At 41.7% G+C, this 25,288-nt stretch carries 22 protein-coding genes; 12 read left to right on the top strand and 10 right to left on the bottom strand.

The features are described from left to right. Nucleotides 1-182: 182 nt before the first annotated feature. Nucleotides 183-629 (bottom strand): ferritin-like domain-containing protein, encoded by a 447-nt coding sequence (locus MHI20_RS15010; RefSeq protein ID WP_007499129.1) that lies wholly within the window; start codon nucleotides 627-629, stop codon nucleotides 183-185. A gap of 166 nt (nucleotides 630-795) precedes the next feature. Between MHI20_RS15010 and addB the strand changes: the two genes are divergently transcribed. From addB to MHI20_RS14985, 5 genes are read left to right on the top strand one after another with little or no spacing between them, the layout of a single operon-like run. Further along, entirely contained in the window at nucleotides 796-4,305 is a 3,510-nt protein-coding gene (gene addB, locus MHI20_RS15005) for a helicase-exonuclease AddAB subunit AddB (RefSeq protein WP_340939484.1), read from the top strand. Beyond that, nucleotides 4,283-7,987: a helicase-exonuclease AddAB subunit AddA gene (addA, locus tag MHI20_RS15000; RefSeq protein ID WP_173407933.1), complete on the top strand. Its 3,705-nt coding sequence runs from the start codon at nucleotides 4,283-4,285 to the stop codon at nucleotides 7,985-7,987. The genes addB and addA overlap by 23 nt, the downstream gene beginning before the upstream one ends. Nucleotides 7,988-8,012: 25 nt before the next feature. Continuing rightward, entirely contained in the window at nucleotides 8,013-9,188 is a 1,176-nt protein-coding gene (gene sbcD, locus MHI20_RS14995; protein WP_056705134.1) for an exonuclease subunit SbcD, read from the top strand. Continuing rightward, nucleotides 9,185-12,580, top strand: a complete 3,396-nt coding sequence (gene sbcC / locus MHI20_RS14990; RefSeq protein ID WP_061418621.1) for an exonuclease subunit SbcC — start codon at nucleotides 9,185-9,187, stop codon at nucleotides 12,578-12,580. The genes sbcD and sbcC overlap by 4 nt, the downstream gene beginning before the upstream one ends. Before the next feature lie 17 nt (nucleotides 12,581-12,597). Beyond that, a complete protein-coding gene (locus MHI20_RS14985; protein ID WP_017360217.1) occupies nucleotides 12,598-12,897 on the top strand; it encodes a hypothetical protein in 300 nt (99 codons plus the stop codon). 47 nt (nucleotides 12,898-12,944) lie between these two features. On the opposite strand, the gene MHI20_RS14980 is transcribed toward MHI20_RS14985, so the two are convergent. From MHI20_RS14980 to MHI20_RS14945, 8 genes are all read right to left on the bottom strand, one after another. Beyond that, on the bottom strand, nucleotides 12,945-13,163 hold the full coding sequence (locus MHI20_RS14980) for a spore germination protein (protein ID WP_003211468.1): 219 nt from the start codon (nucleotides 13,161-13,163) through the stop codon (nucleotides 12,945-12,947). Between the two features lie 22 nt (nucleotides 13,164-13,185). Further along, on the bottom strand, nucleotides 13,186-13,620 hold the full coding sequence (locus MHI20_RS14975) for a spore germination protein GerPE (protein ID WP_008348609.1): 435 nt from the start codon (nucleotides 13,618-13,620) through the stop codon (nucleotides 13,186-13,188). Beyond that, a complete protein-coding gene (locus MHI20_RS14970) occupies nucleotides 13,620-13,796 on the bottom strand; it encodes a germination protein GerPD (protein WP_003210893.1) in 177 nt (58 codons plus the stop codon). Before MHI20_RS14970 ends, MHI20_RS14975 begins: the two co-directional genes overlap by 1 nt. Continuing rightward, entirely contained in the window at nucleotides 13,793-14,407 is a 615-nt protein-coding gene (locus MHI20_RS14965; protein WP_008348607.1) for a spore germination protein GerPC, read from the bottom strand. Before MHI20_RS14965 ends, MHI20_RS14970 begins: the two co-directional genes overlap by 4 nt. A 31-nt stretch (nucleotides 14,408-14,438) precedes the next feature. Continuing rightward, complete coding sequence (locus tag MHI20_RS14960; protein WP_035392485.1) at nucleotides 14,439-14,672, bottom strand: spore germination protein GerPB; 234 nt, start codon at nucleotides 14,670-14,672, stop codon at nucleotides 14,439-14,441. 14 nt (nucleotides 14,673-14,686) lie between these two features. Then, entirely contained in the window at nucleotides 14,687-14,908 is a 222-nt protein-coding gene (locus MHI20_RS14955; RefSeq protein ID WP_003211745.1) for a spore germination protein, read from the bottom strand. A 127-nt stretch (nucleotides 14,909-15,035) separates the two neighbouring features. Next, complete coding sequence (locus MHI20_RS14950) at nucleotides 15,036-15,197, bottom strand: aspartyl-phosphate phosphatase Spo0E family protein (protein ID WP_008348605.1); 162 nt, start codon at nucleotides 15,195-15,197, stop codon at nucleotides 15,036-15,038. Nucleotides 15,198-15,319: 122 nt separating this feature from the next. Next, nucleotides 15,320-16,414 carry a CotH kinase family protein gene (locus MHI20_RS14945; protein ID WP_056705138.1) on the bottom strand — a complete coding sequence of 365 codons (1,095 nt, stop codon included), beginning with the start codon at nucleotides 16,412-16,414 and terminating at the stop codon, nucleotides 15,320-15,322. Nucleotides 16,415-16,617: 203 nt separating this feature from the next. Between MHI20_RS14945 and cotG the strand changes: the two genes are divergently transcribed. The 3 genes from cotG to MHI20_RS14930 all read left to right on the top strand — a co-directional run bounded on the left by cotG (nucleotide 16,618) and on the right by MHI20_RS14930 (nucleotide 18,689). Next, on the top strand, nucleotides 16,618-17,196 hold the full coding sequence (gene cotG, locus MHI20_RS14940) for a spore coat protein CotG (RefSeq protein WP_159145581.1): 579 nt from the start codon (nucleotides 16,618-16,620) through the stop codon (nucleotides 17,194-17,196). Nucleotides 17,197-17,323: 127 nt separating this feature from the next. Next, complete coding sequence (locus tag MHI20_RS14935; RefSeq protein ID WP_007499116.1) at nucleotides 17,324-18,229, top strand: fumarylacetoacetate hydrolase family protein; 906 nt, start codon at nucleotides 17,324-17,326, stop codon at nucleotides 18,227-18,229. A gap of 91 nt (nucleotides 18,230-18,320) precedes the next feature. After that, nucleotides 18,321-18,689 carry a YisL family protein gene (locus tag MHI20_RS14930; RefSeq protein WP_007499115.1) on the top strand — a complete coding sequence of 123 codons (369 nt, stop codon included), beginning with the start codon at nucleotides 18,321-18,323 and terminating at the stop codon, nucleotides 18,687-18,689. Between the two features lie 38 nt (nucleotides 18,690-18,727). Here the strand turns inward: MHI20_RS14930 and MHI20_RS14925 are convergent, their stop codons facing one another. After that, a complete protein-coding gene (locus MHI20_RS14925) occupies nucleotides 18,728-19,255 on the bottom strand; it encodes a DUF2777 family protein (protein WP_041507487.1) in 528 nt (175 codons plus the stop codon). Nucleotides 19,256-19,411: 156 nt separating this feature from the next. Here MHI20_RS14925 and asnB point away from each other — a divergent pair, with 156 nt between their 5' ends. The 4 genes from asnB to MHI20_RS14905 all read left to right on the top strand — a co-directional run bounded on the left by asnB (nucleotide 19,412) and on the right by MHI20_RS14905 (nucleotide 25,222). Further along, nucleotides 19,412-21,253: an asparagine synthase (glutamine-hydrolyzing) gene (asnB, locus tag MHI20_RS14920; protein WP_340940397.1), complete on the top strand. Its 1,842-nt coding sequence runs from the start codon at nucleotides 19,412-19,414 to the stop codon at nucleotides 21,251-21,253. A 147-nt stretch (nucleotides 21,254-21,400) separates the two neighbouring features. Then, nucleotides 21,401-22,918, top strand: a complete 1,518-nt coding sequence (locus MHI20_RS14915) for a phytoene desaturase family protein (protein WP_340939468.1) — start codon at nucleotides 21,401-21,403, stop codon at nucleotides 22,916-22,918. Next, on the top strand, nucleotides 22,915-24,390 hold the full coding sequence (locus MHI20_RS14910) for a phytoene desaturase family protein (RefSeq protein ID WP_024720031.1): 1,476 nt from the start codon (nucleotides 22,915-22,917) through the stop codon (nucleotides 24,388-24,390). Before MHI20_RS14915 ends, MHI20_RS14910 begins: the two co-directional genes overlap by 4 nt. Next, nucleotides 24,383-25,222 carry a phytoene/squalene synthase family protein gene (locus MHI20_RS14905; RefSeq protein ID WP_024720032.1) on the top strand — a complete coding sequence of 280 codons (840 nt, stop codon included), beginning with the start codon at nucleotides 24,383-24,385 and terminating at the stop codon, nucleotides 25,220-25,222. The genes MHI20_RS14910 and MHI20_RS14905 overlap by 8 nt, the downstream gene beginning before the upstream one ends. Nucleotides 25,223-25,288 lie beyond the last annotated feature (66 nt).

Here is a 25,288-nt window from a genome sequence, read left to right as displayed (position 1 = left end):
AACTCCTTCTGCGATTTGTAGCAGAGGAGTTTTTTTATGGTCAAAAGGTCGTTTTATCCTTAAAAAAGGAAAAGTGAAGAGGCGTTTTGATGATGACAGCCCTTTATTTCACATATTGAATGAGCAAAAAAGCAATTTCATTTTTTGACGGAACATACGATCTCCTATTAAAATAGGGGTAACTAAGAAACATGGTGCGTTAAAAGATATAGAAACCAGACGGCATGCTGCTGTTCATCTTGAGCAATACGCTTCATTAATTCCTTTGTTCCTTGATCACGGACATAGTCTGATACCGTTAAGTAAAAATCGACTGTTTTTTGTTCGTCTTTAAAGGCAAATAAGAGACCTTCCCTAAATTGGTCTGGACAAGGCTCTGTTATGCTTGGTTTGTGGTTTTTACCAGTCAAAGAATAGTATAGCTTTGTAAATAGCTGATAATGTCTGACTTCATCCTGACGTATTTCTTGAATGATTTTTTTCGCTTCAGGATTTTTTGCTTTTTGTGCAAGTTTTTCATAGCATTGGATCGCAGAATATTCGCCATTGATGGCCTTTTCAAGGTCTGCAATGATCCTTGTGTTTTGGCGCATGTCATATGGCGAGTAGTCATAATAACCGTAATACATGATATTGCCAGCCTCCTTTTAGATCATGATGGTTTATGATATGAAAAGAGTCGGGAAAGGTGCCTATTTTCTTTTCAATCGGAGGAGAAAGGGAAGGTGATAGGAAAATAGCTATTTACCTTTATTTTCGCTAGAATATGAGTACATAAGAAAGGTGTTGTGGAACGTGGAGATTCAGTTTTTAGCAGGCAGATCGGGGAGTGGAAAAACGACTGCAATTCTAGAAGAAATCAAAGAACAACTGCGGCTTGATCCGCTGGGTCCGCCAATCATTTTTTTAGTCCCGGATCAAATGACATTTTTAATGGAATATGAGCTTGCAAAAACGTCTGAAGCTGGTGGAATGATCAGGGCCAAAGTCTTTAGTTTTACTCGGCTTGCCTGGTCTATATTACAGCAGACTGGCGGTGCGAACCGTCAATTTGTCACAAGCACAGGGATTCAAATGCTCTTAAGAAAAGTAATAGAAGAACAGAAAGACAAGTTTAAGGTATTCAAAAAGGCGAGTGATAAACCGGGATTTGTTGAGCAAATAGAAAAGACGATGGCTGAATTCAAAAGGTACTGTATGATGCCGGAGGATATTGAAAAAATCTCGGCCTCCAGCATGCATTCAGAGTATACAGAAGAAAGACGTGCGGCGGAAAAATTGCATGATCTTCATGTTCTTTATCAGCAGATGGAGCAGCATCTGCAAGATGAGTATGTGCACTCAGAGGATTACTTGACACTTCTGGCTCAGCAAATTCCTTTATCAGAAGAATTGAGAGGGGCACACATTTATATAGATGGTTTTTATCAGTTTACCCCCCAGCAGCTTCTTGTCATTGAACAGCTTTTGCTACATGCCGAAAAAATAACAGCTGCATTCACAGTGGATCGTTCCTATCATGACACGCAGCCAAATGAACTTGATTTATTTCGCATGACAGGTAAGACATATTCCCAGCTTTATCAGCTGGCCAAAGAGTGCGGAGCGGCTATTTCTGAGAACATTTTGGAGAGAAATAAGCGGCATCTTCATACCCCAGATCTAGCTTATTTAGAAAATCAATATGAACAGAGACCTTTGCAGCCGTACCAAGAAGAAACGCCTCACCTTACCGTATCGAAAAGTGCAAATAAACGAGCTGAAATTGAGGGAGTAGCGAGAGATATTCTTGATTTAGTAAGAGGGGAAGGTCTTAGGTTACGAGACATCTCAATTGTTGCAAGACATGTAGACGACTATAAAGATACGTTAAAAGAGGTGTTTCGAGATTACGATATTCCTTTCTTTATTGATGGAAATGAATCGATGCAGTATCATCCGCTCATTGAGTTCATTCGTTCGAGCCTCGATGTCATAAAAGGGAACTGGCGGTATGAGGCGGTGTTTCGCTGTGTGAAAACGGAGTTCTTATTTCCGCTTGAACTCGCCAAAAACAAAGCGAGAGAACAGGCGGATCAGCTTGAAAACTATTGTATTGCTTACGGTGTAAAAGGTGAACGCTGGACGAATGGTTCACGATTTCATTATCGCCGCTTCCAATCACTAGATGAAGATTTTGGACAAACTGATCAAGAAATAGAAATGGAGCAAATGCTGAATGATGTAAAAGAATGGATTGTTCCGCCTCTCTTTCAATTGCAAAAAAGATTGAAAAAAGCGCAAAAGCTAAGAGACATGGTAGAGGCAGTGTATGTCTTTCTAGAAGAAGCCCAAGTGCCAGAAAAGCTTGAAAAGGCGAGGCTTGAGGCGGAAGAAGCAGGCAGGTTAGCTGAAGCGATGCAGCATGGGCAAGTGTGGGATGCTGTCGTTCAATTGATGGATGAATTTGTTGAAATGCTGGGCGAGGAGGAGCTCTCATTTCCATTATTTCAACAGATGATGGATACAGGACTGTCCTCTCTCAAGTTCGCTTTGATTCCCCCTTCACTTGATCAAGTGTTTATCGGAAGTATGGATTTATCCAGAATGTATCAAGTAAAGTGTACGTTTGTCATTGGAGTAAATGATGGGGTTATACCTGCACGGCCCTCTGATGAAAGTGTATTGTCTGAAGACGACCGGGAATGGTTAAAACGGGCAGGAGCAGAGCTGGCAGAGACAGGGAAGGAACGGCTGCTGGATGAACAATTTTTGATATATCAAGCGCTGTCCAGTCCATCGCACTACCTGTATTTATCCTATTCAGCTTCAGATACGGAAGGGCGGTCTCTTTTGCCTTCGACCCTCATCAAGTATTGTGAGGAACTGATGCCAAACCATCAGCAAGCCCTCTATGTGTTAGATCCAGAGCAGTTGGATGATCAGGAGCAATTAAAATTTGTAACAAACGAGCATGTCTCGTTATCCTATACCGTTTCGCAGCTGCAACAATGGCTCAATCAATATCCGATCAGCGGCGTATGGTGGAGTGTATATAATCATTTGATGACCTCGTCCAACCGCGACGTATCAAAAAAAATCATGTCCAGCTTGTTCTTTACAAATAGAGCGACACGTTTAAATCCGAATGTCACAAAAGAACTTTACGGTGACCATATTCAGGGCAGTGTTTCAAGAATGGAGAAATTCAATGCATGTGCATTTTCTCATTTTGCTTCCCACGGGCTAAAACTAAAAGATCGACAATTTTACAAATTAGAAGCACCTGATATCGGCCAGCTCTTTCACTCGGCTTTAAAACTGATTTCAGATACGCTTATTGAACAAAAAAAGGATTGGAAAAACTTAACGAAGGAAGATTGTGTGACCTACTCAAGGCATGCAATTGAACAGCTGGCTCCACGTCTGCAAAAAGAAATTTTATTAAGCTCTAATCGGCATGCTTATATAAAAGAAAAGCTTCAAAAAATCCTCATCAGGGTGTCTTCTATATTAAGCGAACATGCAAAAGTGAGCGGATTCTCTCCGATTGGACTTGAGTTAGGTTTTGGAGGTCAAGGACCTCTGCCGCCGTTTACTTTTCAATTAAAAAACGGCTGCACGATGGAGCTTGTTGGAAGGATTGACCGAGTGGATAAAGCAGAAGGATCAAAAGGACTTCTATTAAGAATTGTCGACTATAAGTCCAGTGAGAAGGGGCTTGATCTAGCAGAAGTTTACTACGGTTTAGCCTTGCAAATGCTCACTTATTTAGACCTAACCATTACGTATTCTAAAGAATGGCTTGGCATGGAAGCGACACCGGCAGGAATTTTATACTTCCATATTCATGACCCGCTGATTCAAGCGCCTATTCCGCTTGGAGAAGATGCAATTGAGCAGGAAATATTGAAGAAATTTAAAATGAAGGGTCTATTGCTCGAAGATGTGGAAGCAGTGAAGTTGATGGATCAAACACTCGAATCAGGAAGATCACAAGTCATCCAAGCTGGTTTGAAAAAGGATGGTTCTTTCCGATCTGACTCTGCGGTATTAAGTGAAGATCATTTTCACATTCTCACAAAACACGTTCGGCGAACCTTTGAAGAGGCAGGAGAAAGAATTACAAGCGGTGAGGTAGAGATAAACCCATATAAATTAAAGGATCAAACCCCTTGCCGCTTTTGCTCCTTTAAGTCTATTTGCCAATTTGATGAATCAATAGAAGATAATGAATTTAGGGTGCTCACCTCTGAGAAGGATGATGTCATGTTAGACCGGATCAAAAAAGAAGGGGATCAGTATGCAAATACCAAAACCGAATAACAGTACTTGGACAGATGACCAATGGAACGCCATCGTTTCAGAAGGACAAGATATTCTTGTTGCTGCGGCGGCAGGGTCAGGGAAAACAGCGGTCTTGGTTGAACGGCTCATTCGAAAAATGACTCGGCCGGAGCAGCCAGTTGATGTGGACAGGCTGCTCGTAGTGACTTTTACCAATGCTTCAGCAGCAGAAATGAAGCACCGGATCACTGAAGCACTTGAAAAAGAACTATCTAAAAACCCTGGTTCCCTTCATATGCGGAGACAGCTGTCACTTATGAATCGTGCCAATATTTCTACCTTGCACTCCTTTTGTTTGCAAGTTCTCCGTACCTTTTATTATGAGATTGACCTTGATCCAGGTTTTCGATTGGCTGATCAAACAGAAGGAGAATTATTAGGAGATGAAGTGTTAGATGAACTGTTTGAGGATGAGTATAAGGCTGGAAAGCCGTCATTCTTTGAACTCGTTGATCGTTACACATCTGATCGGCATGATTTAGATCTTCAATGGCTTGTCAAAAGAATTTATGAGTTTTCTAGATCACATCCAGCGCCCGAACAATGGATGCGGGCATTCCTTTCTCTTTATGATGTGGATACACAGACAAAGGTAGAAGAATTACCCTTTTATCCATATATCAAAGAGGACCTTTCTCTCGTTTTAAGAAGCTGCCAGGAACTGCTGGAACAAGCGCTCGCTTTATCAAAAGAGCCGGGCGGTCCAGCACCGAGAGCAGAGAATTTTATAGATGATTTAGAGCAAGTAAATGAATTAATAAGGCATCAAGATGATTTTGGTACACTTTATGAGCTTTTGCCAAACATCAATTTTAAAAGGTTAAAGACTTGCAAAGGGGATGACTATGACCCAGCTCTGTTAGAAAAAGCAACAGATGCACGCAATCAAGCCAAAAAACAATTAGAAAAGCTAAAAGATGAATACTTTATGCGCAGTCCCGATCAGCATTTAAAAAGCTTGGCTGAAATGAAGCCAGTTGTAGAAACACTTGTAGAGCTTGTGATTCAATATGGAGAGCGTTTCGAAAGAGCCAAACAAGAAAAATCAATCGTAGATTTTTCGGATCTAGAACATTATTGTTTGCGCATTTTAGCGAAGCAGGACGCAGAAGGAAATCTCATTGAAACAGAAGCGGCTAAATACTATCAAAAGCAATTTGAAGAAGTACTCGTGGATGAATACCAGGATACAAATCTTGTCCAAGAAACGATTTTAAAGCTCGTGTCTAAAGGGAAACATCCTGCAGAAGGCAACCGCTTTATGGTTGGTGATGTGAAGCAGTCCATTTATCGCTTTAGACTTGCAGAGCCGATGCTCTTTTTAAATAAATATAAACAATTTAAAGCAGATAGCAAAGAAACAGGTAAAAGAATTGATCTAAATAAAAATTTCCGCAGCCGGGCTGATGTATTAGACAGTACCAACTTTCTGTTCAAACAGCTGATGGGAGAAACAGTTGGAGAAATTGAATATGACGAACAAGCTGAATTAAAGCTTGGAGCGAGTTATCCGCAAAGCGAAGACACGACGACAGAAATGCTTCTTGTTCATTTAGATCAGCACGACACAGAAAGCGATGAAGAACGAGAAGAGCTAGAGACGGTACAATTTGAGGCGAGAGTGATTGCAAAGAAAATAAAAGAATTGGTAGAACAGCCTTTTCAAGTGTACGATGCAAAACAGCAGCTGACCCGCAACTTGCAGTATCGAGACATTGTGATCTTGCTTCGCTCAATGCCGTGGGCTCCGCAAATGATGGAAGAGTTGAAGAAGCAGGGAATCCCTGTTTATGCGAATCTTTCCTCAGGCTATTTCGAAGCGACAGAGGTATCTGTCATTCTTTCTTTGTTAAAAGTGATTGATAATCCATATCAAGATATTCCGCTCGCTGCTGTTTTAAGGTCACCTCTTGTTCATTTAGACGAAAATGAGATGGCACTGATTAGAACCAGTGATAAAAAAGGCACTTATTATGACGCTGTGAAGGCATTTATGAGTGTGACACACTCTGATCATCCGACATGCAGAAAGCTGGAGCGATTCTTCCTTCAATTACGCAAATGGCGTGATTTTTCGATTCAGCATTCGGTAGCAGAACTGATTTGGGAAGTGTACCGAGATACACAATATCTAGATTATGTCGGCGGGATGCCAGGAGGTAAGCAAAGACAGGCAAACCTTCGGGCTTTATATGATCGAGCGAAACAGTATGAAAAGGCTGCATTTAGAGGGCTGTTTCGATTTCTTCGATTTATTGAAAGAATGCAAGAGCGTGGAGATGATCTTGGAGCGGCAAAAACGTTCAGTGAAACAGAGGATGTTGTCCGCATGATGACCATTCATAGCAGTAAAGGACTCGAATTCCCTGTTGTATTTACTGCAGGACTTGGCAGGAACTTTAACATGATGGATTTAAACCAGTCCTATTTGCTCGACAAAGAATTAGGCTTTGGCAGCAAATATATTCATCCTGAGCTGAGAATTAGTTATGCAACATTACCGCTGATCGCGATGAAAAAAAAGATGAGAAAAGAGTTATTATCTGAAGAACTGAGGGTTCTATATGTGGCGCTCACAAGGGCGAAGGAAAAATTATTTTTAGTCGGCTCTGTCAAAAATCAAGTGAAAGCTTTAAGCAAGTGGCAAAATGCCGCAAACGGAGACGACTGGCTCCTCCCTGATTTTGAACGTTATCAAGCGAGAACATACTTAGATTTTATTGGCCCTGCTCTTATCCGTCATCAAGCGATGTCTTCTCTTTTAGAAGAATCGAGAGAAGTCGTTCTCTCGCATCCATCATCATTTTCTATCACCTTTCATCAAGCGTCCAATCTTCTACAAGAAGACATGTCACTTGAAAAACAAAAACAAGACGAAGTGGTACAAGCATTAATGGAAGGTATGCCTGTTCAAGGATATGGCGATTACGAGGAGGAAGTAAAAGAAAGACTTTCATGGCGTTATCCATATTTAGCGGCCTCCCAAGTAGGGACAAAGCAGTCAGTTTCCGAGATCAAAAGAATGAAAGAAATACAGGATGAATACAGTGTGCCTTCTTCCATTCGAAAAGCTCATGCGACACTGTACGAACGACCGGCTTTTATGAAGAAAAAAACACTCACAGCCGCAGAACAAGGGACGGCCATGCATACAGTCATGCAGCATATCCCTCTTCCTTCAAATGAACCATATGATGAATCTCGTGTAGAAGAGCTGCTCCATTCTTTAAAAGAGAAAGACTTACTAACAGATGAACAAATCCAGTCCATCAATCGAGAAGGAATTGTGGCCTTCTTTTCTACTGCTATTGGTCAAAAACTGCGGAAAGCGGACTGGGTGAAACGAGAAGTATCGTTTAGTATGGTTTTACCGGTTAAAGAGGTATACAGCCATATTGATGCAGAAGGTGAACCTGTGCTCATTCAAGGAATGATTGATTGTTTATTTGAAGCAGATGGCAAGCTCTATTTACTTGATTATAAAACAGATCGAGTGACTGGCAGATTCTCAGGTGGATTAGAGGAAGCTGAAGCGATGTTAAAAAAACGCTATGAAACACAAATATCGTTGTATTCAGCAGCGGTAGAACGTTTAACAAACAGAACATTAGAGGAGAAAATCCTTTATTTCTTTGATGGAAATCTAGAAATTTCTTTATAGGTGGAATGAATGAGAGGTGAATCACATGAGGATTCTGCATACAGCGGATTGGCATCTAGGGAAAACCCTAGAAGGCCGAAGCCGGCTTGAGGAGCAGGCTGAGTTTTTAGATGAATTAAATCACATCGTCAAGGATGAACACATTGATGTCATTGTGATGGCAGGCGATGCCTTTGATACAGTGAACCCTCCTGCTCGCGCAGAACAGCTTTTTTATGAAAGTTTGTCTGCATTATCTGATAAAGGAAAGCGTCAGGTGGTTGTGATCTCTGGCAACCATGATAACCCAGACCGTTTATCAGCCGCATCTCCTTTAACGAATGAGCAGGGGATTCATTTAATTGGATATCCTACAAATGATTTAATTCATGTCGATGTTTCTTCTGCAAGTGAACGTCTATCTATTGCCGCACTCGCTTACCCGTCTGAAGCAAGGCTAAACGAGGTGCTGGCTGAAACATTTGAAGAGAAACTGCTTCGTGATCAGTACAATTTAAAAATACAACAAATGTTTCAACATTTAAGCAGCCAATTTCAGGCGGATACGGTCAATATCGCAACAAGTCATATTTATGTGGCAGGTGGCAGTCAAACGGATTCGGAAAGGCCGATTGAAGTGGGAGGCGCATATACCGTTGCGGCCGAAAGTCTGCCTGAGGCGGCTTGTTATGTCGCATTGGGGCATTTGCATCGCCCCCAAACTATTAAACGTGCCAAAACGATTGCCCGCTATTCTGGATCTCCACTTGCATACAGCTTTTCTGAAGCAGGCTACGCCAAATCAGTCACCATTGTGGATGCAAAACCGAATGAAACAGCAAGCTGGAAAGAAGTGTTTTTATCAAGCGGTAAACCACTTATGAAGTGGAAGGCGACTGAAGGGCTGAGCCAAGTACACAGTTGGCTGGATGAAAAGCGGGATCTTCAAGCCTGGATTGATTTAGAGATTCACTTAACAGATCAGCTGTCGATCGAACAAATTCATCAGCTGAGAAAACAGCATAGTGGATTTGTCCATATTAGACCAAAGTTTAAAGAGTTACAGCAAAAAGAAGAACAAAAACAAGTGGAAAAGCTCTCGATTGAAGAGCGGTTCGTGAAATTTTATGAGCGTCAGACAGGTGGAGGTCTACCTGATGAAAAAACCGTCAAGCTATTTTTAGAGCTTGCCAATGACATGCAAGAGGAGGAAGCGAATTGAAGCCGATCACGTTAACCATTAAAGGACTTCATAGCTTCAGAGAAGAACAAATCATTGACTTTAGCTCCTTATGTGATGCAGGTGTGTTTGGTATTTTTGGACCGACTGGAAGCGGAAAATCGTCCATATTAGATGCCATGACACTCGCACTCTATGGCAAGGTCGAACGTGCACTCAATAATACGCATGGTATTTTGAACCAAGCTGAAGAAAAGCTGTCTGTCTCCTTTACGTTCGCTTTGCAAAGAGAACACCATATTTCTTATAAAGTGGAACGTGCCTTTAAACGGGCAGATGAAATGAAGGTTAGAACGACGTTATGCCGATTGATTGAAATTGGTGATACGCAGACAGTTCTTGCAGATAAAGCAAGTGAGGTCAATCGTAAAATAGAAGAATTACTTGGTTTAACCATTGACGATTTTACGAGAGCGGTTGTTTTACCCCAAGGAAAGTTTGCGGAATTCCTTTCATTGAAAGGAGCCGACAGACGCCAAATGCTGCAGCGTTTGTTTAATTTGGAGAAATATGGTGATCAGCTCGTCAAACGTTTACGCGCAAAGGCTCAAAATCACTATGGACAGAAAAACGAACTGCTGGCTGAACTGACTGGATTAGGAGAAGCTGGTCCAGAGGCATTAGCGAAAGCTAAAGAAGCAGCTGCGCAGGCGCAAGCTATTTTTCATGAGAAAAAACAAACGCGGGACGAAGCGTTCACTGCTTTTACAAAAGCGCAAGCCATCTGGCAGTATCAAAAGGAACAAGAAGCGTACGAGAAGGAACAACACAACCTCAATCTGCTGGCATCCACAATGGAAGAGAAAAAGAATCAACTTCACATTGCAGAGCAGGCAGAGACATTAAAGCCTTATGCGGATGCATTAACAAAGGCTGAAAAGCAGCTCTCTCAAGTATCAAAAGAGAAGCAGGAAGCAGAAAAACGTTTACTTCATCAACGAACGATCTATGATCAAATGACGCAGGAGTATGAGCAAACGCGGCAAAAGAAAATGGAAAATGAGCCAGGGCTTCTTCAAAAGAAAGAGCAGCTTATTCAATTAAAAGAAATTGAACGAAAAAAAGAAACAGCACTTCAGGAAAAGACCGTACTAGAGCAGCAAAACAATGAAAAAGCGCAGCAATTGACTCAAAAAAAAGCGGAAGCCGAAAACGTGCAATCTTTATTAGAGCGTGCGCTTGCGAAACAAACACAGTTGAAGCATGAGCTGGAACAATTACAAGTCTCTGTCAAAGAGCGGAAACTTGTACAAGACGCACTTCGTTTCAGTGAAAATGTTCAAAGAATGAATGTGAGCATTCAAAAGGAAGAACAAAAGATTGAGGAGCTAAGACAGCGTTCAGCACAGGCGACACAATCGTATGAAAAGCTTCAAAAACAGCAAAAAGATCATCATGAAAAAATAAATCAATCGTTTCAAGCGATAGAGCAATTGTATTTTTATGTATGTGAATTTGAACGAGGTCTTACAGAATGGAGTCATAAAGAGCAGGACAAAAAACAAGAAAAATTAAAACAGCGTGATGTTGTCAGATCTGCAGAATTAAGAAAAGAATTAGCGGCAGAGCTAGTAGACGGTGAACCATGTCCTGTTTGTGGATCGATTCATCATGATCCAAAGGCTGTGATAGACAATGACCATGAAGAAACGGTTGCCCAAATTGATGAATGGATTGTAAAAATGGATAAAGAGCTCAAGCTGGCAGAGGAATATGCTAGAGACATGTTTGCTGCAAAGCAGCTGCTTGAAACGCATGCCAATCAATTAGTCAAACAGTTCTCCTTTTTATCTCAAAAAGCCCCCGATTCGGAAGTAGCTGCAGCAGTAGAAGCAGTACAGAATCCGCAGTCTTTGCACCAGCTGATTCAAGAATGGAAAGGCGTAAAACAAGATATTCAAGCAATCGAAAGCAAACGAGCTCGTTTAATGGACGTCACTTATGATCAAGCGGCAGAAATGAGCAAAGTAAAAGATCAACTGACATTTGAGCAGCAGCGCATGCAGGAATTAGACATGCTGATCAAGGAGCTTCGATCTGAGCTTTCCGAACAACTGACGCAATTTGAACAGACCTTTCCTCACCTGACAATCAACCAAGTGCAGGAAATGCAGCAACAAATTGACGAAAAGGATCAACAAGCGGAAGGTTATCAAGAGCGTATTGAGAAGAGTATTTCTTTTCTAGAGGAAAAACAGCAGGCAAAAGAGCATCTGCAAACAGCCATATACGATCTAGAGAAGGAACTCGATAAGTTGGCACATCAGCTGGGAAGCCAGCAACACCTGATCGATCAATATGAAACAGATTTACAGCGATATCCTTTAAAAGCCGCTTCTCTTTCTGATGAACTGGACGAAGTTCAACAATCTATTGCTCATCTAAATGAAAAAGAACAGCAATCGTACGAGCAATTTAAGCATGCACAGCAATTATTTAGTGAGGCACAAAGCCATTTCTCAAGCAGTGAACGTCAGCTCCAAGAGGCGAAGCGGCGAAAACAAGAAGCTGAGAAAGCGTGGCAAAAAGAAACAGCCTCTACTCCTTTTGCTCATCCTCAGGAGATAGTACCTGCTTTAATGGATCGATCTGTACGTCTTACAGTCAAACAGGAAATTGAGGAATTTGAGGATAAAAGAAAGCAATGTGCAGCAAATTTAAAGCGAATTTCTGAACTGTTAAAAGGTGAGTCGCTGGATGAAGACGAGTGGACAGACATTCAACTAAAAAAAGAAGCGGCAGAAAAAGCGCTTGAAGAAGCGACAGCGCTGAGTGGATCTGCACAGGAGCATCTGCGAGTGATTGAAGCAAACCATCAGCGCTTTGCAAGCATTCATGAACGCCTTGAAGAACTGCAACAAGAAATTGACCGGCTGGATAAGCTTCAAACGGTGTTTAAAGGGAATACGTTTGTTGAGTTCCTAGCAGAAGAACAGCTAGAAAGTGTCAGCCGTGATGCTTCTCATCGTCTTGGGATTTTGACAAGACAAAGGTATGCCATTGAAGTCGATTCAGAGGGCGGTTTTGTGATGCGGGATGATGCCAATGGAGGTGTCAGACGTCCGGTATCCAGCTTGTCTGGGGGAGAAACTTTCCTGACGTCTTTAGCACTTGCCCTTGCTCTGTCTGCACAAATTCAGCTGAGAGGTGAGTTCCCGCTGCAATTCTTCTTCTTAGATGAAGGATTTGGTACACTCGATCAAGACTTGTTAGATACGGTGATTACAGCATTAGAGAAGCTACAATCTCAAAATTTAGCTGTTGGTGTGATCAGCCATGTGGAAGAATTAAAGATGAGACTGCCAAAGAAACTGATTGTCCACCCAGCAGATCCAAGCGGGAAAGGAACAACAGTCTCGATGGAATTAATGTAAAGTGAGGTGATCTCAGGATGGCAAAGCAAACGATTGGATTATGTGAGCTATGCGGAAGACAAGAGGTCGTCCTTACAGAACATCACTTAACGCCAAGAGAAGAAGGAGGGGCTTTTCTACCGACTGCCTTCCTGTGTATCCCTTGCCATAAACAAGTACATGCTCTTTATACAAACCAGGAGCTTGCCGCACGTTTGAATACGCTGGATGCACTAAGACAAGATGAAAAGCTTGTTCCGTACATCAAATGGATTCGAAAGCAGCCGGCAAGCAAGCTGGTCAAAACAAAGAAATCAAGACAACGCAGAAAGAAATAAGCATAAAAAAGCGCTCCTCTAAATGAAATGAGTGTAGAGGAGCCGCTTTATGCATTGCCTACCATATTCTGATCATTTAAGTCAGGATCCACATAGTTGGTGGCGCTAATGCCATTATTTAAAATCAAGAAATCTCCGGTATTCCCCGCTCCAGAGCCTAAAGCAGATTTTGAAGAACTTTTAGGCGAAAGATAAAATGAGTCACCGACGTTTACGACGCCCCCAGAAATCGAGTTAATGTAAATGGGTCCGACAATTGCTGGCATAATCGACATCCTTTATTCGAAGTCATATCACCATCATATGCGCAGGTAGGTCCAATTGTGAGTTTGGCGGATGTTCGTCATTGTTGCTAAATAACTCTCGAATATGCTTCACTCGCGCAACGGCATTTATTCCGCACGTAGAGCCAATTTGATAGATAGAGGAGGAAGAGACCCCTTCTACATGAATGGACGACACTTTAATGAGAGGCTTTTCATGATAAAAGGCCGTTCTAACCGCTCGTTCTGGCAGCATCAATGGGATCGGCTCATAATACACTTCAAATTCTTTTGCATCTAGGTTTTCAGCTTCATTTCCATAAAATAAACTAATCGTTCGCTGGACAGCTAGCACCTTTACGTTCGGACATAGCTCTTGTGTATCACCAATTTGAACAACACTTGCAATCCCGACAGAATTCACCTTCGAGAACTTCACTTGAGATGTGCGCTTAATCATTATCGAGGGGCTAGAGGAACAAACGGGCCAATAATTAATGATTCTGGCGGTGTATCGAAAATCGATGACAGTTGTACATGGTCCGTGTCCCCGATAATAAATAGGGAAGAGGACGATACCCCAACTACTTTAATGCTTCCAGTTTCGATGTTGCGGTTGACGACTGTGAAATTCATCCGTTTTCCTCTCCTTTCGTTTCGTTTGGAATATGGGCTAAAAAGTGCTCGATTGCCCGTTTGACATCATGTTTCACGTATTCAGCAATTTGCTCGGAACGTTGAAGCGGGGTCATATCTTCCCTTTGTGGCAGCTGCCCCGCATAATATTTGATTCTGCTGTCTATTTGTTTTCGAATGTCCTCAATGATATGGTGTTTGTTGCTTTCATCAAGCGAGCCTTCGTATCGCTGCTCTAGTTCTTCAAGAAGCTGCGGTGCTTCTTCATTTAAGAATGCATCGACAAGCTGGCGTGTTTGATTGAAAAATTGATCAGCCATTTCTTGCTGCATCATTCCAATTCCCGGGGTTGTTGTTTGGCCCACTTCAAAATTTTGAACACTATTTGGATCAGATGGATTGAGGCCGATATTTAATGTGCCTTCCAGCCGCTCGATTTTCAGTTGATCAAATTGATAATCAATCCGTTCAATCGTTGTTGTCGGTTTATCTTTGATCATTTGCATTTCCTGCTGAAGCTCGTTAAGCCTTTTTTCAAGCATCATGATTTGCTGTGTTTGCTTTTGAATGATGCCATACATTTGTGAAGCGCTGTTTTGATAGTCATACATATGCATACACCTCCGGGGATTGCAGATGAACTTATGTTGTTGGTGACTGAAGCGGTACAAAAGGTGCCGTGCTTGCGCCTTGAGACTCTTCAATTCCTTGTGTGCCTGCTGCGGCAGGTGCTGACTCTACATAGCTTCCAGTGTTATACAGATTGGAGAGTGCCTTGATTGATCCAGCACTGCCGATTTGCAGAACGGATGAGTTACTCACAGACTCCACACGTAAGTAATTAATTTGTATCGCTTGATTAATATAGAAGTTCAATGGATTCTCACTCCTTACAAGTTACCAACAAGCGGTTGATCAATGACATCACTATCATACGTATTTGTCACACTTTTATAGTTGCTAATGCGTAATTGATCACCAGTGTTAAAACTGCCTGCGCCGGCAAACGTTTTAACCTGACTATTTGGAGAAATGGTGATGCAGTCTCCAACATGAACGACTCCGCTCGTTCCGACGGCATTTACTTTAAAGGCTCCAACAATAGCCGGCATAGCGGTGCACATCCTTTAGAAAAATAGGGCACTTCGTTTTTGGGCGTTTCACCATAGCTTATGATGGGTCTTTTAATATGTGATTGTCTTTTTGAAGAACTTTGATGAGAGGAATGAAGTGTATGGTTTACCCTTTATTCGAGCATTCTTTAGAGGTGGTTTTGATGCCTTTATTTAAGAGTGTGTCAAGCTCTTGACTGCACCTGATAGTTTCTTCGGCATTCATTCCGAATTTTTTTGCGGTCTCAATCAAATGTAATCTTTTTTGTTCAATTTCATAATTGATCATAACGGACGCCAACTCTCACATTTTTTATCAAATAGAAGGATATGGTTAGTATACCCTATTTTTCTATAAAAAAAGCTCTTTCGTCAATATGAGAACTAAAGTGACAAAATTCGAAAGTGTCTTTACAGGCGCGATGTCTCTTTTTTAATCTCAGTTTGTAAATAACGTCGTCTTTTGTTGATATACTGTCGGATTAATTCTCGCTCTGAACGCAGCATGTCTTGTCGGTTTTTCGTATATGGATCATCTCCAATTCGCTGCTCAATCGAAGCATGCCATGACTCAATGATGGGGAGAAGCCGTTTTTCTAAAAAATGTGTATCTAGTACGTGCTGGAAAAGGGCATAATAGTCTCTTTTAAATGCAGGGATGTCTAGCAATCTAGCGGTTAATGTATTGAAACCGCTGACTGGAATATAATCAAACGCCATTTCTTCTCCGTGAATATCACGACCCCAAGTCGCATCATAATCCCAAGGCATTACTTGAAACCTTCCTTGATCATTCACATAAAGCGCATAGTTATGAACAAAGCCATCAAAATTTTGGGTACACACGACACCAATGAGCCAGCGGAAATATTGTGTTACATCAAGGTACTGCTCAATCTTATTTGCAAACGTGTCGTCCCTTGCGGTGTTCAAAAAGTAAATAAATTCACTCAGCTGCTTGTCGTGTTCAGGAGTTCCCGTTTTTTTCTCATAACCGAGAAGAAGATGTTTTTTTGGCTTTTTATCAAATGAACTTAAAAGAGAGAAATTGGCGTCATCATCTACAGCATAATAAATGCCGCCTCCATGCAGCTGTCGTTTTTGGAGGAACAGCTCATCTACAGATTCTATTTTTAAATAAATGCCTTCTTTTCTTCCATTAATGGTCAGAAACACATGAGAAGCGGATGGGCTGAATACACCCATCTGTTCAAAGAAATAAAAAGACAGCCTGTTGCGAATGAAAGAAGGATCATTGTACTCTGCATTTAAGTGAAAAAGGGATTCACCCTGTCTTTGCTTTGGTTTTCGATATTCAATTTGATAGGATTTTTTCTTGAGCTTTCGGATGTGTGATCCTCGGTATGAGGCATAAATATGTGACTTCGTTTGGCCGGTTTTCAGAATGGCCTCGACGGGTTCATCGTTCCATATGTCCTTTTTTAATTCCATGAGATCTTTTGGATGAATCCAGATATCCAGTTGTTTTAAAGGTTCTGTGTCCATGCGTTCATCACCCTCCTATATCTCCTCCACTATATGAAAATGAAGGAATGTCCTGTACCTGCTGGTAGGTATTCATGGAGTTTTCTAAGAAAGAGGCATTCGCCAAGAACACTTGTCTACCGAGTCTCGTAACATAAAGCAGAGAAGATAAACAGCTTTGTCTGTTTGTTTTGTCAGAGCACAGTTTGGGAGGGGAATTGTTCGTGAGCACATTTGATCATTCGCATATTGAACATGCAGTTGATTCACTTCGAAGTGAGGGGCGTGATCAACACTTAGATCGTGAACCAGAATCGGGATATTCGCACAAATCATCTCGTTCTCGTCATTCAAATCGCCGTCACTGGTTCTTTGGTGGAGGAGGCTGCCGTAAGTCACATCGCAGCAAAAAAAGCCATAAAAGCTATCGCTCTAAAAAAAGCTATCGCTCTAAAAAAAGTCGCTGTTCAAAGAAAAGTGTAAAGAGCAAGAAATCATACCGCAGTAAAAAGTCGTATAGAAGCAAGAAATCATGCAAAAGCAAAAAGTCGTATAAAAGCAAAAAGTCATACCGCAGTAAAAAGAGTAAACCAAAAAAATCATGCCGCAGCAAACACAGATCACATCATAAGAAAAGCTGCCGCAAATCACACCGCAGCTATCGATCTAAACGTTCTCATCACCACAAACGGAGTCACTCTTGCCGAAGATGCGGAAAGAAAAAACATCACTCCCGCTATCAAGGCAATGTTGATCGTAAATGGGATCAAGGGAATATGTGGGAGTATCGACGCTACCGCTAAATGTCAGGTCTTCATTTTTGAAACCCTTTTTAAAAGAGAGTATGATAAAAAAGGGTTTTTTTTATTTCGTAGAGAAATAAAAATGAGACATCATAATGTAGTGAAATGAAGATTGTGAGGGGAAGACATGAAGTTTTTTACAGGTGAGATACATAACAGATTGTTTATCGGGGTCGTCATTGATGATGAATGGGTGATGGACGTCAAAAAGGCAGAAGCAAAACTATTTGAGCTGGAGACATTGCCAAACTCTTTATCTGAATGCATCAACATGGGGGACAAGTTTGTCGAACATGTCAAACAGCTTCTTGATTGGGCGGAGAAAAAAGAAGAAGACCGTGGCTCTTATGTCTATCCGCTTTCGGACGTGACACTCCACGCACCGATTCCAAAACCAACGAAAAACATCATGTGTGTTGGGAAAAACTATCAAGATCACGTCATGGAAATGGGAAGTGCGGCAGATATTCCTAAAGACGTGATGATCTTTACAAAGGCGCCTACCTCTGTTGTAGGGCATGAAGCGGACATTCTTCTCCATGAAGATGTGACAAGTGAATTGGATTACGAAGGGGAGCTTGCCATTGTCATTGGCAAAACAGGAAAGAATATTGCTCCTGAAGAGGTCCACGATTACATTTTCGGTTACACCATTTTAAATGATATAACGGCAAGAGATTTGCAGAAAAAACACAAACAATTTTTCATAGGAAAAAGCTTAGATACAACTTGTCCAATGGGACCTTATATCGTTCACAAGTCAGTGATCGAGGATCATGGAGCACTCCATGTAGAAACAAAGGTAAACGGAGAGGTTCGTCAGTCTGCCAGTACGGAATTAATGATCTTCCCAATTGAAGACATTGTGTCAACTCTTTCAAAAGGGATGACGCTGGAAGCGGGAGACATCATTGCAACAGGTACACCTTCTGGAGTCGGCAAAGGTTTTGAACCGCCAAAATTTTTAGCCTCAGGCGATCAGGTTGAAGTAACAATTGAACCAATTGGGACGTTATCAAATCGCGTCAAATAAAGGCGTGTTGACACAGGATTGTCGCTTTGTGTTCGACTTATTTCGTGGTACGATGAGAAGGTAATTGTTCTGATAAAGGGGGAAATCACAAATGGGAACACATTTACATATTACAGCGTGGGTGCTAGGTATTATTTTATTTTTCGTTGCCTTTGCATTAGCAGGTAAAAACGATAAAGGCGCTAAAATTGTGCATATGATCGTACGACTGTTCTACTTGATTATTATTGCAACAGGCGTAGAGCTGTATGTTCGCACAGGAATGAAAATCCCGGGTTACGGGGGCGAGTATGTTGGAAAAATGATACTTGGTATTCTTGTGATTGGTTTCATGGAAATGGTCCTTGTACGCAAGAAAAAAGGAAAATCGGTGACGGGTGTATTCATTGGTTTTATCGTGGTTGCCATTGTGACCATTCTTCTAGGCTTACGTCTGCCGATCGGTTTCCATATCTTTTAAGATAAAAAGGGCATTGCTTATCAAAAGCAGTGCCCTTTTTATGTGAGATCAAACTGAGACATCAGCCGGTGACCGTCAGATGTCGTCCATTCCAATTGAACTTGATTTGTACCCGAATGATGGTGGCATTGAAGGGCAAGTGATTGCATGTCTCCTGAAAACTGAAAAAAAGACACGCGATGAGAAGGATGGAAGGAAGAGAAGACACAATCATAGACGGAAAAGCCAAGCTGTTCTACATGGTCAATGATCTGATAAAAGACGCTTTCTGGTACGAACATGAGCAAATCAAGCCACCCTTTAGGAAGAGACGCTGTATATTGAATGCGTTCACCGCCTTTTACCTCCATCAACTTCCCATTCTCACAAAGAACGACAGACCCGAGCAATTCTCCTTTTGTCCATCGCTCCTTTTCTTTCAAACAGATCATAGAACTTTGAAGGCTTTCAGGCAGCATGATGTCTCCTTCTTCGTCTACAATCAGACAATGACCGTTTTCCATCAGTAAGAACCCGTTACACCATTTTGGGTGGTTTTGCTGAAGATATGTCATTCGGTTCTCCATTCGCAAAACCTCCTTTCCTCTTTCTTTTCTTACCAAATGAAGCTTGTCCTATACACAGGGGGAAAAAAGGACAAATCAACTATCAAGGAGACGATGCATAAACTAAGAAAGGCTAAATGAGAACACTTGATGAAAAACGGATGGGAGCTGATGATGATGTGTGGAATAACAGGCTGGGCAGACTTTAAAAAGCAGCTCATCCAACAGGATCATGTAATCAATCAAATGACAGAGACATTATCTAAACGAGGGCCGGATGATACAAATACGTGGAAAAGTGAGCACGTTCTTTTCGGCCATAAACGGTTAGCCGTTGTCGATGTTGAAGGCGGAAAGCAGCCGATGACATATACCCATCAACACCATGATTATACGGTGGTATACAATGGAGAACTCTATAACACGGAGGATATACGAAAAGAATTATTCAAAAGGGGGCACCGCTTTCTTGGGCATTCTGATACAGAGGTTCTTCTTCACGCCTATACAGAATGGAAGGAAGAGTGTGTGACCCATTTTAATGGAATTTTTGCATTTGTCATCTGGGATAGTGAGCGTGAATTATTATTTGCAGCGAGAGACCGGCTCGGTGTCAAGCCATTTTTCTATACAGAACGTCATCATTCCTTTTTGTTTGGCTCAGAAATCAAAGCACTTCTAGCTCATCCTGAAATGAAAGCCAAAGTGGATCATGAAGGGTTATCAGAAATCTTTGGTTTAGGGCCGTCTAGAACACCAGGGCAAGGCGTATTTAAAGGGGTGAAAGAGCTGAGACCTGCTCATGCCCTAACCTTTTCAAAAGATGGTTTGCGTGTGTGGAGGTACTGGAATGTCAAAAGCAAGCAGCATACAGATTCGCTTGATGACACCGCTCAGCACGTGAAGGAACTCTTTACCGATGCTGTTACAAGACAGCTTGTCTCAGATGTGCCTGTATGTACGTTTTTATCGGGCGGTGTGGATTCTAGTGCCATTACGGCCATTGCCGCCAAGCACTTTGAGAAAATAGGGAAAGCCCCGCTGCATACGTATTCCGTTGATTACGACGGAAATGATCAATTCTTTGAAGCAAGTCAATTCCAGCCCAATGCTGACGGCCCGTGGATTGATCGAATGACCAAAGCGTTTCAAACGAATCATCACAGCTGCATCATTGGGCAAAAAGAGCTGGCTTCTTATTTGAAAGAAGCGGTTGAAGTGCGAGATTTGCCGGGGATGGCAGATATTGATTCTTCCTTACTATGGTTCTGTCGAGAAATTAAAAAGGATTTTGTTGTCGGTTTATCAGGTGAATGTGCAGATGAAATTTTTGGAGGTTACCCATGGTTTCACATGGCAAGCGAAACCAATGGATTTCCGTGGATGAGATCAACGGAAGCACGCATTCAGCTTCTTCAAGACTCATGGCAAAAGAAATTATCACTGAAGGAATATGCGCAAAGCAAATATGAAGAAACCGTGGCAGAAACCCCTCTTTTAGATGGGGAAACTGGAGTAGATAAAGCCCGAAGAGAACTTTTTTACTTAAATATGATTTGGTTTATGACAACACTGCTGGATCGAAAAGATCGTATGAGCATGGGGGCGAGCCTTGAGGTACGTGTTCCATTCGCAGATCATCGTCTTGTTGAGTATGTATGGAATATTCCTTGGGAAATGAAAATGTATGGAAATCGAGAAAAAGGGGTTTTGAGAAAAGCATTAGAGGGAATTTTACCGAATGAAGTGCTTTATCGCAAGAAGAGCCCTTATCCGAAAACACATCATCCTGCTTATACTCAGGCGGTAAAAGAGATGTTAACAGATTGTCTCGCGCAAAAGGATTCTGTGCTTCATGAATTTTTAGATCCACATGAATTAAAACAGCTGATTGAAACAGAAGGGGCTTCTTTCCAGGTTCCTTGGTATGGTCAGTTAATGAAAGGCCCACAGCTCATTGCCCATTTGGCACAGATTCATCATTGGTTTGAAACATATCGAATTGATATAGAAGCATAACAAAGGGTCGGCTTTCTTGCACTTGTTGAAAGGAAGTCGGCTTTTTTGATACATAACATGAGACTTTTAGAGCACATCAAAAGTTGATCTAACCGCTTCAATTTGTATAATTAACTTAAAGTGAATTAATTTGGAGGAAAAAGGATAATGAAAATCATTGTGATCGGAGCAGGACCAGGGGGACTTGCAGCAGCTATGATGTTGCAAAGCAAAGGACATGATGTTCATATATATGAAAAACAGTCCTTTGTTGGCGGACGTAACTCTAAGTTTCAACTTGGTGATTTCACGTTTGATACAGGTCCTACTTTTCTCAGTATGATTCATATTGCAGAGGAACTGTTCACCTTTGCCGGTAAAAATCTCTATGATTATATAGATGTGATTGAATTAAAAGAAATGTATAGATTAATCTTTCAAGATGAGAAGCTTGATATGATTCGAGATCGAGACGAAATGTACAAACGGCTAGAAGCCTTTGCACCTGGTGAGGGAGAGGGGTATGTACGTTTTATGAATGATACAAAACGAAAAATGGACCGCCTAACGCCGATTCTACAAAGTAAAATGGATCGTTTCCATCATTATTTGCGTCCAAAAGTCATCAAAGCACTTCCTCAGCTCTCATTAAATAAAAGCTTATATGATGTGCTGTCGGATTATTTCTCAAATGAATCAGTGAAATATGCCTTTACATTCCAATCAAAATATTTAGGGATGTCACCTTGGGAATGCCCAGGAGCGTTCTCAATTCTTTCCTTTATGGAGCATGACACAGGCGTTTATCATCCGAAAGGCGGAGTGAATCAGATGTCAGAAGCGATGGCAAAGGCAGCTGTTGAATCTGGGGCTACCCTTCATCTATCAACTGGAGTTGACAAGTTGCTGACGGAAGGCAGGAAAGTGAAGGGTATTCGCTTAGAAACTGGTGAAGAAATACAAGCAGATGAGGTGGTCGTAAATGGTGATTTTGCACACGTGATGACAAAGCTTGTAGAGCCGGGTCTTTTAAAGAAATATAGCGAGAAGAAACTGAAAAAGAAAAAATTCTCATGTTCCACCTTTATGCTGTACCTAGGTTTAGATACGATATATGATGAGCCACATCATACCATCGTTTTTTCCGATGACTATGCGAAGTTCGTCAAAGAAATTACGAAAACCTTTGAGCTGCCGGATGATCCATCCATTTATATTCAAAATGCAAGTGTGACAGATGATTCGCTTTCGCCAAAAGGCAAGTCCGCTCTTTATGTGTTAGCACCTGTTGCCAATAATCAAAGCGGTATTGACTGGGAAGCGCATCAAGAAGAATTTAGAGAGCTTGTGCTGGATACGCTGGAGCGGAAAACAGGCTTTAAGAATATCAGGCAGCATATTGAAGTCGAGCGGATGATCACACCGAAGCACTGGGAAGAAGAGCTGTATGTATATGAAGGAGCTACATTTAATCTTGGTCATCAGTTGACGCAGATGATGGTACTCAGGCCGCATAATGAATTTGATGAGTTGAAACACTGCTGGCTCGTTGGTGGAGGAACCCACCCAGGCAGCGGATTGCCAACCATTTTAGAATCAGCGCGTATTACGACAAATGCGATTCTGTCAAAAGAGAAACATACGCACAAAAGAGTGCCACATCAAGAAAAGGGGAGCGCCTCATGAAAAAACATATATTGATTGCTGGCGGCGGTATTGGCGGAATGATCTCAGCCCTCTATTTAAAAAAAGCTGGACATGATGTCACCCTTGTTGAAAAAAATGAACGGCTCGGCGGGAGACTTGCTTTTGTACGTGAGAAAGGATATAAAGTAGATGAAGGTCCGACCATTGTCCTACTTCCTGATATGTTAAAAGGCATTTTACATGACGTAGGCATTGATGAAACATCTCTTGATCTCTTGCAGCTCGATCCGCTGTATACGATCCACTATCAAGATGGAACCTCCTATACGAAATACTCTGATACACTGCGACAACTAGAAGAAATCAAACGTGTATTTCCAAAGGAAGAACAGGGATATTTAACATTTATGCAAGAAATGACGGATCGGTTTCAAGAAGGGCAGGAAGCTTTTCTAGAAAAATCATTTCATGAAAAACGAACCTTTTTTACAAAAGCGAACATGAAGATTTTAATGAAATTAAAAGCATATCGAACCGTTCAAAGTTCTCTCAAAAAATATTTTTCAGATGAGCGCCTCCGAGATGCATATGCACTTCAAACCCTCTATGTCGGAGGAAATCCGTATGAAGCATCCGCCATTTATTCGCTTGTTTCATATAGTGAGCACGCACACGGAATTTACTATTTAAAAGGCGGATATGCGAGTTTAGTAGATATATTGGAGAGACAGCTCTTAAAGACGGGTGTACACATAAGAAAAAGTGAAGAAGTCGCACAATTTGAGTTTGAGGGGAAACGTGTGGTCAAGGCAAAAATAAATGATGAGCACATAGCAGCTGATGCATTTGTGATGAACGGAGATTATCCAGCGGCGTTAAAACAGCTTGGTTTAGGTGAACAAGACCGGCGTAAATACGTTCCATCCTCCGGCTGCGTGATGGTGTATCTAGGGTTAAACAAAGTATACGATGAAGCACCTGTTCATCAATTTTTCATGGGAGAACACTTTGATCAGCATATGAGAGAGGTGTTCCAAACGAAAACGATACCTCAAGATCCATCATTTTATACTTTTAATCCATCGACCATCGATCCATCCCTTGCCCCAGAAGGCAGCAGTGTCCTATATATGCTCATTCCTGTTCCATCAGGAGATCACATCAATTGGGAACAAGAGACAGACTTTGTGGATAAAATGGTGGAGCGTCTTGAGAAAAGAGGCTTTCCACAGCTGCGAGAGGCGGTTGTCTGGCAAAAGGTGAGAACACCGAATGATTCAATGCGAGAAGGATTGTTTGAAGGCGGCAGCTTTGGCCTCGCTCCTAATTTGTTTCAATCAGGTGTGTTTCGCCCACAAGTAAAGGTTGCAGATGTAGACAATCTATATGCGGTAGGTGCATCCATCCATCCCGGCGGCGGGGTACCGATCGTGATGCAAAGTGCAAAGCTCATGGCTTCTGTACTACTTAAAGAGTTGAACAACAGAAAGGAAGTGAAGCTAAGTGGTTGATGTGCAAACAGCATTGAAAATATGTGAAGAGACCATTCAAACCCATTCAAAAACGTTTTATCGTGCCTTTTCCATGCTGCCTAAAAAGAAAAGACAGGCTGTTTGGGCCGTATATTCTTTTTGTAGGAGAGCGGATGACATTGTAGATGAGTCTCCTTCACCAAAGGAAGAACTGGCGTCTTTTCAGGAGGCATTTGAACGTTTCTTGCAAGGAGAAGTAGATCGTGATGATCCAATGTGGGTGGCGCTGGAGTATACATTTCAACAGTTTCGTATGGATGAATCCCCATTCCGTGACCTGCTGCGAGGACAGGAGATGGATTTAGAGCAACATCGATATGAAACGTTAGATGAACTGCTCATCTATTCCTATCATGTCGCAAGTACAGTTGGATTAATGCTGCTTCCGATCATTGCACCGCGTAAAAAAGAACAGCTAAAAGAAGCTGCGATTTCCCTCGGGATTGGCATGCAGTTGACCAATATTCTTCGAGACATTGGTGAGGATAAGGCGGAAAGGAACCGCATTTATTTGCCAAAACAAGTCATGGATCAATTTGGGTATACAGAGCAAGAATTACAAGAAGGGATCGTCAATCAAGCCTTCCAGCATGTATGGGAATATATTGCTTTTGAGGCAGAGGCGTACTATGAGGAATTTTTTGACCATCTCCATGAATTCCCACTTTATTCAAGGATACCAGTGAAAGCAGCTGCTCACTTTTATAAGGCTATTTTAGATAAAACTAGAGAAAACGAATACCGCGTCTTTACGAAGCGGTCATATATTTCAACACAAGAAAAAGCACTTATTTTAGAAGATATTACGTAATGAAAAGAAGACAAAGGGTAAAATAGAGTTCGTTCGTTTTAGCCCCTTGTCAACAATCTGAAAGGA

This window comes from Bacillus sp. FSL K6-1106 (genome assembly GCF_038005245.1).
Classification (GTDB): domain Bacteria; phylum Bacillota; class Bacilli; order Bacillales; family Bacillaceae; genus Bacillus; species Bacillus altitudinis.
The sequence above is the reverse complement of the archived record's forward strand: the minus strand, read 5'-3'. Positions and strand labels throughout refer to the sequence as shown.

Coding starts and splice junctions, on each gene's coding strand:
- MHI20_RS15010 (WP_007499129.1), bottom strand. CDS start 629: ATGTATTACGGTTATTATGACTACTCGCCATATGACATGCGCCAAAAC.
- addA (WP_173407933.1), top strand. CDS start 4,283: ATGCAAATACCAAAACCGAATAACAGTACTTGGACAGATGACCAATGG.
- sbcD (WP_056705134.1), top strand. CDS start 8,013: ATGAGGATTCTGCATACAGCGGATTGGCATCTAGGGAAAACCCTAGAA.
- MHI20_RS14985 (WP_017360217.1), top strand. CDS start 12,598: ATGGCAAAGCAAACGATTGGATTATGTGAGCTATGCGGAAGACAAGAG.
- MHI20_RS14980 (WP_003211468.1), bottom strand. CDS start 13,163: ATGCCAGCAATTGTCGGACCCATTTACATTAACTCGATTTCTGGGGGC.
- MHI20_RS14975 (WP_008348609.1), bottom strand. CDS start 13,620: ATGATTAAGCGCACATCTCAAGTGAAGTTCTCGAAGGTGAATTCTGTC.
- MHI20_RS14970 (WP_003210893.1), bottom strand. CDS start 13,796: ATGAATTTCACAGTCGTCAACCGCAACATCGAAACTGGAAGCATTAAA.
- MHI20_RS14965 (WP_008348607.1), bottom strand. CDS start 14,407: ATGTATGACTATCAAAACAGCGCTTCACAAATGTATGGCATCATTCAA.
- MHI20_RS14955 (WP_003211745.1), bottom strand. CDS start 14,908: ATGCCGGCTATTGTTGGAGCCTTTAAAGTAAATGCCGTCGGAACGAGC.
- MHI20_RS14950 (WP_008348605.1), bottom strand. CDS start 15,197: ATGATCAATTATGAAATTGAACAAAAAAGATTACATTTGATTGAGACC.
- MHI20_RS14945 (WP_056705138.1), bottom strand. CDS start 16,414: ATGGACACAGAACCTTTAAAACAACTGGATATCTGGATTCATCCAAAA.
- MHI20_RS14935 (WP_007499116.1), top strand. CDS start 17,324: ATGAAGTTTTTTACAGGTGAGATACATAACAGATTGTTTATCGGGGTC.
- MHI20_RS14930 (WP_007499115.1), top strand. CDS start 18,321: ATGGGAACACATTTACATATTACAGCGTGGGTGCTAGGTATTATTTTA.
- MHI20_RS14925 (WP_041507487.1), bottom strand. CDS start 19,255: ATGGAGAACCGAATGACATATCTTCAGCAAAACCACCCAAAATGGTGT.
- asnB (WP_340940397.1), top strand. CDS start 19,412: ATGTGTGGAATAACAGGCTGGGCAGACTTTAAAAAGCAGCTCATCCAA.
- MHI20_RS14915 (WP_340939468.1), top strand. CDS start 21,401: ATGAAAATCATTGTGATCGGAGCAGGACCAGGGGGACTTGCAGCAGCT.
- MHI20_RS14910 (WP_024720031.1), top strand. CDS start 22,915: ATGAAAAAACATATATTGATTGCTGGCGGCGGTATTGGCGGAATGATC.